This is a genomic window from Streptomyces javensis (genome assembly GCF_039525925.1).
GTDB classification, from domain to species: Bacteria; Actinomycetota; Actinomycetes; order Streptomycetales; family Streptomycetaceae; genus Streptomyces; species Streptomyces asiaticus.
In genome coordinates this window covers 74,094-81,693 of record NZ_BAAAIF010000044.1, presented here as the reverse complement: position 1 = coordinate 81,693, position 7,600 = coordinate 74,094, and the positions used below count along the sequence as shown (strand labels likewise).

The window sequence follows — 7,600 nt, the reverse complement described above, 5'->3', positions numbered from 1 at the left end:
CGCCTGCCGTGCCGCTGCCCGCCGCGCCGCCGCCACCGGTGGTCACCACCCGCGCGCCCGCCGCCCGCAGAGCGGCGAGGCCGCCTCCGTGCGCCCGGTCGGGGTTGAGCAGTACCGCCGTGACGCCCGCGCCGCGGCGGGCCAGTCGGGCGCCCGCGTAGAGCGCGTCGCCGCCGTTGTCGCCGCTGCCGACGAGCAGGGCCACCCGGGAGCCGTACACCCGGCCCAGCAGGTCGGCGCACGCGGCCGCGAGCCCCGCCGCCGCGCGCTGCATGAGCGCTCCTTCGGGCAGCCGCGCCATCAGTTCGCGCTCGGCGGCCCGTACGGTCTCGACGCTGTAGGCAATCCTCATGCCCATAGTCTCCCGAACAGAGGGCACTCCTTGCGTGGAAGCGAGGCACTCCTTGCGTAGAAGCACACACTCCGGTCGGGGGATCGGCCTGAGAGACTGACGGAGATGGACGAGACACCGATGCGCGCCCGGGCCGTGGTCGATCTGGCCGCCCTGCGGGCCAATGTGAGGGCGCTGCGCGCCGCGGCACCCACGGCCGAGCTGATGACCGTGGTCAAGTCGGACGCCTATGGCCACGGCATGGTCCCGTGCGCGCGCGCCGCCCGCGCGGCGGGCGCGGACTGGCTGGGCGCGGCCACGCCGGAGGAGGCGTTCGCGCTGCGGGCGGCGGGGGACACGGGCCGGCTGATGTGCTGGCTGTGGACGCCCGGCGGCCCCTGGCGGCAGGCCGTCGAGGCGGACATCGACGTCTCGGCCAGTGGGCTGTGGGCGCTGCGCGAGGCCGTCGCCGCGGCCCGGGCGTGCGGCCGTACCGCGCGGCTGCACCTGAAGGCGGACACCGGGCTCGGCCGCAACGGCTGCCAGCCCGCCGACTGGCCCGCCCTGGTCGCCGAGGCCCGCGCCGCAGAGGCGGAAGGGGCCGTTCGGGTGACGGGGCTGTGGTCCCACTTCGCCTGCGCGGACGAGCCGGGCCATCCGTCCATCGCCGCCCAGCTGTCGGTCTTCCGCGACATGGTGGCGCACGCCGAGCGGGCGGGGCTGCGGCCGGAGGTGCGCCACATCGCCAACTCACCGGCCACCCTGACCGTGCCCGAGTCGCACTTCGACCTCGTCCGGACCGGCATCTCCACCTACGGCATCTGCCCGAGCCCCGAACTCGGCACGTCCGCCGACTTCGGGCTGCGCCCGGTGATGACGCTCTCCGCCGCGCTCGCCTCCGTGAAGCGGGTGCCGGGCGGGCACGGCGTCTCCTACGGGCACCGCTATGTGACCCCCGGCGAGACGACCCTCGCGCTGGTGCCCGTCGGCTACGGGGACGGCATCCCGCGCCATGCCTCGGGCACCGGCCCGGTACTGGTCGCGGGAAAGTGGCGGACCATCGCGGGTACGGTCGCCATGGACCAGTTCGTTGTGGATCTGGGCGGCGACACCGCCGCCCCGGGGGACGAGGCGGTGCTGTTCGGCCCGGGGGACCGGGGCGAGCCGACCGTCGAGGACTGGGCGCGGGCCGTGGGCTCGATCGGCTACGAGATCGTGACCAGGATCTCGGCCCGTGTCCCCCGCGTTTATGTAGGTGAGGACGGGGGCACAGGGAACTGACCATGGGCGACGAGACCACGGCCGTCAGCACGGCAGAGATGGCGACACGAGTCGCGGCGGGGGCCACAGCCGTGAGCTGGCGCCGGGGGGCCGGATTCGCCGGTGCCGCGATCGGCGTGCTCGCGGCGGGGGCGGCGGCGGGTGTCGCGCTCGAGCGGCTGACGGTCGGCCGCGGCGTACGGCGCAAGGCCCGGCTCGCCCTGGACGCCGAGGGCCCGTACGGCACGCTGCGCGGCACCCCGGGGACGGCGATCGCCGAGGACGGCACCGAGCTCTACTACGAGGTCGAGGAGGTGCGGGAGAACGCCGCCGCGCCCTCGCCCCGGCGCAAGCGGCGGTTCGGGCGCCGCGCCCCCACCCCCGTCACCATGATCTTCAGCCATGGCTACTGCCTCGCCCAGGACTCCTGGCACTTCCAGCGCTCCGCGCTGCGCGAGGTGGTCCGCACCGTCTACTGGGACCAGCGCTGCCACGGCCGCTCGGCGCGCGGCTGCGCCCAGGCGGACGGCGAGGCGATCAGCATCGACCAGCTCGGCCGCGATCTGAAGGCGGTGATCGACGCGACGGCGCCCGAGGGACCGCTGCTGCTGGTCGGCCACTCCATGGGCGGCATGACGATGATGGCGCTGGCCGCGCAGTACCCCGACCTGATCCGCGAGCGCGTGATCGGCGCGGCCTTCATCGGCACCTCGGCGGGCCGTCTCGGCGAGGTCAGCTTCGGCCTCCCGGTGGTCGGGGTGAACGCGGTGCGGCGGGTGCTGCCCGGGCTGCTGAAGGCGCTGGGCTGGCAGGCCGATCTGGTGGAGCGGGGTCGGCGGGCGACCGCGGATCTGTTCGCGGGGCTGATCAAGCGCTATTCGTTCGGTTCGAAGGACGTGGACCCGGGGGTCGCGCGGTTCGCCGAGCGGCTGATCGAGGCCACGCCGATCGATGTGGTCGCGGAGTTCTACCCGGCCTTCATCGCCCATGACAAGGCGGCGGCGTTGCCGCACTTCGACGGCATGCCGGTGCTGGTGCTCGCGGGCGACAAGGACCTCATCACCCCGATGGAACACAGCGAGGCGATCGCGGAGCTGCTTCCGGGCGCTGAGCTGGTCATCCTCGAGGAGGCCGGACACCTGGTGATCCTCGAGCACCCGGAGGTGGTCAACGGCCATCTGACGGAGCTGCTCTCGCGGTCGGTGGACGGGGTCGGCGACCGGGCGGGGCGGGGCGTGACGGGCTGACGAGCGGTGTCCCTGCCGGGGCCTTGGGGGGGTTCGGCCGGGGCGTTCGGGGGTCCGGCCGGGTCGTTCGGGGTGGCCGCACGCCGGTCCGCGGCGGGCTTTTCGGGCCCGTACCATCGGCGAGTATGGACGTAGGCACGCGCATCACCGTCACCTCTCCCGACCAGATGCGGGACCTGGGCCGCAGACTCGCCAAGCTGCTGCGCCCCGGTGATCTGGTGTTGCTCACCGGTGAACTCGGCGCGGGCAAGACGACCCTGACACGGGGCCTCGGCGAGGGCCTCGGCGTCCGGGGCGCCGTCACCTCGCCCACCTTCGTGATCGCCCGGGTGCACCCCTCGCTGGGCGACGGCCCGCCGCTGGTCCATGTCGATGCGTACCGGCTGAACGGCGGCCTCGACGAGATGGAGGACCTGGACCTCGATGTCTCCCTGCCGGATTCGGTGGTGGCCGTGGAGTGGGGCGAGGGCAAGGTCGAGGGGCTGGCGGAGGACCGGCTGCATGTGGTGATCCAGCGGACCGTGGGCAGCGACATGGCCGTCACGGACACGATGGCCGCCGACGTGGACGACGTACGGGACGTGGTGGTGACGGGCGTGGGTACCCGCTGGGCGGGGGAGGACCTGGCGTCGCTCGCGGGGTAGCGCCGGAGCTGCCGGGGGCCACCGGTCAAACGGTCAAGCCGCAGGTAGAGCTCGCGTGCAGATGCCGCGTAGTTTCCGACAAGCCGTCGGCATGCTGTTGCGTTCCGGGCATCACCCGTGGTCACATGGGGGGAGAAAGCGTGGGTTAGGTCTGCCTAACTCGGCTCGACTGCCCCAGGACCCTCAGGAGGCACCCATGTCGGCCCACGACCCCGTGGCCGGGACCGGCGCCGCGCGCGACGACCGGTCACCGTCGATGTCGGAGCTCCTGGCGGCGTGTGCGGCGGCCAGCGCGGTCTCGACGCCTCCGCGGCCGGCCGAGGAGGAGACCGGGGAGACCGGGGAGACCGAGACCCCGGCGTCCGTGGAGCCCGAGGCGGACGACGAGGAGCGGGACGAGGAGCGGGACGCGGCGTAGCCGCGCGGAGCTGCGTCGGCTGGGTACGTCGGCCAGGTCCGCGGTCCGTCAGGGGACGACGACCACCTTCATGTCGACCTGAGCGAACTCCCACATCGCCGTACCGTCCGCCCGGCTCTCCCGGACGGCTCCGGTCCGCTTGCGCGCGTTCGGGTCCGGCATCGACCCGTCCACCGCCGCGCTGAAACCGAACACGACCCCCCCTTCCGAGTGGAAGACGACGACGTGCTCGACCTGCACTCCGTCCGAGCCGACCCCGCCCTTGTTGCGCGAGGTCACCGTGTAGGTCCCCGGGTCGGGGCTGGCCGGGCTGGGTCCCACCTCGAAGGTGCGGCTCGCCTTGCCGTCGGCGCCGACCAGCCAGACCCGCTTGTCGCCGAGGGCGTAGACGACCCGTACGCCGGAGCCGGAGCGGGCCGGGAGGGCGGTGGACTTCTTCTTCGACCCCGCGTCGTCCTTGTCCTTCTTCTTGGACTCGGCGGAGTGCGACCCGGGCCGGGCCTGGGTCGGATGGTCGGGCGCGGTCGCGGCGGCCTGGTAGCCGAGGAACCCGACGACGCCCAGCGCGGCGGCGGTGAGTACGGCCACAGCTGGCCCGGTACTGCTCCTTGGCACGGCGGCTTCCCTCTCCTGCGGTCAGTACGTGCTGACGGCCCGTACGCACTTACGGTGACGGTAGCACCGGCGCCCGCCGCCCGGCCGCGCTCCGGGCGTCCGGTGACCGAGCTGTTCCACCGTCGGTACGAAAGCCCGTGCCGGGGCCGGTGCGGAAGCCGGTACCGGCATCGGTACCGAGGCCGGTACGGAAGAACGACCTCCCGGCGCGCCGTAGGCTGTTCTCGTGCTGTTGCTCGCTCTTGATACCGCCACCCCCGCCGTGACCGTCGCCCTGCACGACGGCTCCGCAGTGATCGCCGAGTCCGCCGACGTGGACGCTCGGCGCCACGGCGAGCTGTTGCTGCCCGCCGTCCACCGGACGCTGAAAGCGGCGGGTGCCGAGCTGAGCGCGGTGACGGAGATCGTCGTCGGCGCGGGCCCCGGCCCGTACACCGGACTGCGCGTGGGCCTGGTGACCGCGGCCACCTTCGGGTCGGCCCTCGGCGTCCCCGTCCACGGGCTGTGCACGCTCGACGGGATCGCGTACGCCGCCGGGCAGGCCGGTCTGGAAGGCCCCTTCGTCGTGGCCACGGACGCGCGGCGCAAGGAGGTCTACTGGGCGCGGTACGACGACGCCCGCACCCGCGTCACCGAGCCCGCCGTCGACCACCCCGCCGATCTCGCCGAGCGGGTGGCCGGGCTGCCCGCGGTCGGCGCGGGCGCGCTGCTCTACCCGGCGGCCTTCGCCGACGTACCGGCCGGGATGCCGGAGCACCAGTCGGCCGGGGCGCTCGCCTCGCTCGCCGCCGAGAAGCTGGCGCGCGGCGAGGAGCTGCCCCCGCCCCGGCCGTTGTATCTGCGCCGCCCCGACGCGAAGGTGCCCGCCAACTACAAGGTGGTCACCCCGAAGTGACCGGCACCGGCAGCGGCACCGACACCGGGACGGCCGTGACCCTGCGCGAGATGCGCTGGTGGGACCTGGAGCGGGTGATGGAGCTCGAGGAGGAGCTGTTCCCCGAGGACGCCTGGTCGTGGGGGATGTTCTGGTCCGAACTCGCGCATGCCCGGGGCCGGGACGCCACCCGTCACTATGTGGTGGCGGAGGAGGGGACCCGGCTGGCCGGGTACGCCGGGCTCGCGGTCGTCGACCGCACCGGCGACGTCCAGACCATCGCCGCCGCCCGCGACCACTGGGGCACCGGGCTCGGCGCCCGCCTCCTCACCGACCTCCTTACGGCCGCCACCGCCTTCGAGTGCCGTGAGGTACTGCTGGAGGTGCGGGTGGACAACGCCCGCGCGCAGCGGCTGTACGAGCGCTTCGGCTTCGAGCCCATCGGCAAACGCAAGGGCTACTACCAGCCCGGCAATGTGGACGCGCTGGTCATGCGGCTGGCCGACCCGGCGACGGCGAGTGCGGTGACGGCGAGCGCGGTGACGGCGAGCGCCGCCATGACCGCGAACGGCGAGCCCACGGCAGACACGGCGTCCACCCCGCACACGGCGAACCTGGCGACTCCCGCGAACTCCGTGAACCCGGCGACTCCCGCGAACCCCGTGAACCCGGCGACTCCCGCGAACCCCGTGAACCCGGCGACTCCCGCGAACCCCGTGAACCCGGCGACTCCCGCGAACCCCGCGAACCCCGCGAACCCGGCGAACCCGGCGAACCCGGCGAACCCTGCGACCTCAGTACAAGGAACCGAGACCCATGGCTGACGAACCCCTCGTCCTCGGCATCGAGACCTCCTGCGACGAGACCGGCGTCGGCATCGTCCGCGGCCACACCCTCCTCGCCGACGCCGTCGCCTCCAGCGTGGACGAGCACGCCCGCTTCGGCGGCGTCGTCCCGGAGGTCGCCAGCCGCGCCCATCTGGAGGCGATGGTCCCCACGATCCAGCGCGCCCTGAAGGAGGCCGGGGTCGCCGCCTCCGACCTCGACGGCATCGCCGTCACCGCGGGCCCCGGGCTCGCGGGCGCGCTGCTGGTCGGCGTCTCGGCCGCCAAGGCGTACGCCTACGCGCTCGGCAAGCCGCTCTACGGCGTCAACCACCTCGCCTCCCACATCTGCGTCGACCAGCTGGAGCACGGTCCGCTGCCCGAGCCGACGATGGCGCTGCTGGTGAGCGGCGGCCACTCCTCGCTGCTCCTCGCGCCCGACATCACCGCCGACGTCCGCCCGCTGGGCTCGACCATCGACGACGCGGCGGGCGAGGCGTTCGACAAGATCGCCCGGGTGCTGAACCTGGGCTTCCCCGGCGGCCCGGTCATCGACCGCATCGCCCGCGAGGGCGACCCGGACGCGATCGCTTTCCCGCGCGGGCTGACCGGTCCGCGGGACGCCGCGTACGACTTCTCCTTCTCGGGGCTGAAGACCGCCGTCGCCCGCTGGATCGAGGCGAAGCGGGCGGCGGGCGAGGAGGTTCCGATCGCCGATGTCTCGGCCTCCTTCCAGGAGGCGGTCGTGGACGTGCTGACCCGGAAGGCCGTCCGCGCCTGCAAGGACGAGGGCGTGGAGCACCTGATGATCGGCGGCGGCGTCGCCGCCAACTCCCGGCTGCGGGCGATGGCCGAACGCCGCTGCGAGGACGCGGGCCTCACCCTGCGGGTGCCGCGGCCGAAGCTGTGCACGGACAACGGGGCGATGGTCGCGGCGCTCGGCGCGGAGATGGTGGCGCGGGGGCGGTCGTCCTCGGCGTGGGACCTCTCGGCCGACTCCTCCCTCCCGGTGACGGACCCGCATGTCCCGGCGCCCACCGGGCACACCCACGACCATGTGCACGAGCTGAGCCGGAAGAACCTGTACGCATGACGGTCGCCTTGATGTGGGAGGCCCGGGCCGTGGCCGGAAAGGGCGAGGAGCTCCTGGCCTGGGCCCGGCGTCAGCGCCTCGACCCGCCCCCGCTCCGCCGCGAAACCTTCCGCGCACCCGAGGACCGCGTCCTCGTCATCACCTGGTGGGACGGCGCCTACGACACCCGGGGCCTGCCGGAACTCCCCGAGCCGGGGGAGGACTTGGTACGGCGTGCGGTGCACCGCTGGCGATTTGAGGCGGTAGCGGACGAGGGTTAGGGGGCGTCCGGCGAACCTTGACGCCTGCGGCGGG

10 protein-coding genes are annotated in these 7,600 nt (G+C 73.8%); 8 read left to right on the top strand and 2 right to left on the bottom strand.

Going from position 1 to position 7,600, the window contains the following annotated elements:
* Nucleotides 1–352: NAD(P)H-hydrate epimerase (locus ABD329_RS31490; RefSeq protein WP_344317242.1), on the bottom strand; the 352-nt coding region annotated here is incomplete at its 3' end.
* A 105-nt stretch (nt 353–457) separates the two neighbouring features.
* Here ABD329_RS31490 and alr point away from each other — a divergent pair.
* The 4 genes from alr to ABD329_RS31470 all read left to right on the top strand — a co-directional run bounded on the left by alr (nt 458) and on the right by ABD329_RS31470 (nt 3,900).
* A complete protein-coding gene (gene alr / locus ABD329_RS31485) occupies nt 458–1,612 on the top strand; it encodes an alanine racemase (protein ID WP_198282056.1) in 1,155 nt (384 codons plus the stop codon).
* A 2-nt stretch (nt 1,613–1,614) separates the two neighbouring features.
* The gene (locus ABD329_RS31480; protein WP_344317241.1) at nt 1,615–2,838 is read left to right on the top strand and encodes an alpha/beta fold hydrolase; all 1,224 of its coding nucleotides are present in this window, start codon (nt 1,615–1,617) and stop codon (nt 2,836–2,838) included.
* 125 nt (nt 2,839–2,963) lie between these two features.
* Nucleotides 2,964–3,482, top strand: a complete 519-nt coding sequence (gene tsaE / locus ABD329_RS31475) for a tRNA (adenosine(37)-N6)-threonylcarbamoyltransferase complex ATPase subunit type 1 TsaE (protein WP_198281454.1) — start codon at nt 2,964–2,966, stop codon at nt 3,480–3,482.
* 196 nt (nt 3,483–3,678) lie between these two features.
* On the top strand, nt 3,679–3,900 hold the full coding sequence (locus ABD329_RS31470) for a hypothetical protein (protein WP_198281455.1): 222 nt from the start codon (nt 3,679–3,681) through the stop codon (nt 3,898–3,900).
* Between the two features lie 48 nt (nt 3,901–3,948).
* Here ABD329_RS31470 and ABD329_RS31465 read toward each other — a convergent pair whose 3' ends face one another.
* A complete protein-coding gene (locus tag ABD329_RS31465; RefSeq protein ID WP_309142931.1) occupies nt 3,949–4,488 on the bottom strand; it encodes a hypothetical protein in 540 nt (179 codons plus the stop codon).
* Nucleotides 4,489–4,741: 253 nt separating this feature from the next.
* On the opposite strand from ABD329_RS31465, the gene tsaB reads away from it, so the two are divergent.
* From tsaB to ABD329_RS31445, 4 genes are read left to right on the top strand one after another with little or no spacing between them, the layout of a single operon-like run.
* Entirely contained in the window at nt 4,742–5,410 is a 669-nt protein-coding gene (gene tsaB, locus ABD329_RS31460; protein ID WP_198281457.1) for a tRNA (adenosine(37)-N6)-threonylcarbamoyltransferase complex dimerization subunit type 1 TsaB, read from the top strand.
* A gap of 50 nt (nt 5,411–5,460) precedes the next feature.
* A complete protein-coding gene (rimI, locus tag ABD329_RS31455; RefSeq protein ID WP_344317243.1) occupies nt 5,461–6,213 on the top strand; it encodes a ribosomal protein S18-alanine N-acetyltransferase in 753 nt (250 codons plus the stop codon).
* Nucleotides 6,206–7,306, top strand: a complete 1,101-nt coding sequence (tsaD, locus tag ABD329_RS31450; RefSeq protein WP_198281458.1) for a tRNA (adenosine(37)-N6)-threonylcarbamoyltransferase complex transferase subunit TsaD — start codon at nt 6,206–6,208, stop codon at nt 7,304–7,306. The genes rimI and tsaD overlap by 8 nt, the downstream gene beginning before the upstream one ends.
* Complete coding sequence (locus ABD329_RS31445; protein ID WP_198281459.1) at nt 7,303–7,566, top strand: hypothetical protein; 264 nt, start codon at nt 7,303–7,305, stop codon at nt 7,564–7,566. The genes tsaD and ABD329_RS31445 overlap by 4 nt, the downstream gene beginning before the upstream one ends.
* Nucleotides 7,567–7,600 lie beyond the last annotated feature (34 nt).

Bases quoted from the DNA above. Each gene is read 5' to 3' on its own strand.
- ABD329_RS31445 (WP_198281459.1), top strand. From the start codon at position 7,303: ATGACGGTCGCCTTGATGTGGGAGGCCCGGGCCGTGGCCGGAAAGGGC.
- tsaE (WP_198281454.1), top strand. From the start codon at position 2,964: ATGGACGTAGGCACGCGCATCACCGTCACCTCTCCCGACCAGATGCGG.
- ABD329_RS31470 (WP_198281455.1), top strand. From the start codon at position 3,679: ATGTCGGCCCACGACCCCGTGGCCGGGACCGGCGCCGCGCGCGACGAC.
- alr (WP_198282056.1), top strand. From the start codon at position 458: ATGGACGAGACACCGATGCGCGCCCGGGCCGTGGTCGATCTGGCCGCC.
- rimI (WP_344317243.1), top strand. From the start codon at position 5,461: ATGCGCTGGTGGGACCTGGAGCGGGTGATGGAGCTCGAGGAGGAGCTG.
- tsaD (WP_198281458.1), top strand. From the start codon at position 6,206: ATGGCTGACGAACCCCTCGTCCTCGGCATCGAGACCTCCTGCGACGAG.
- ABD329_RS31480 (WP_344317241.1), top strand. From the start codon at position 1,615: ATGGGCGACGAGACCACGGCCGTCAGCACGGCAGAGATGGCGACACGA.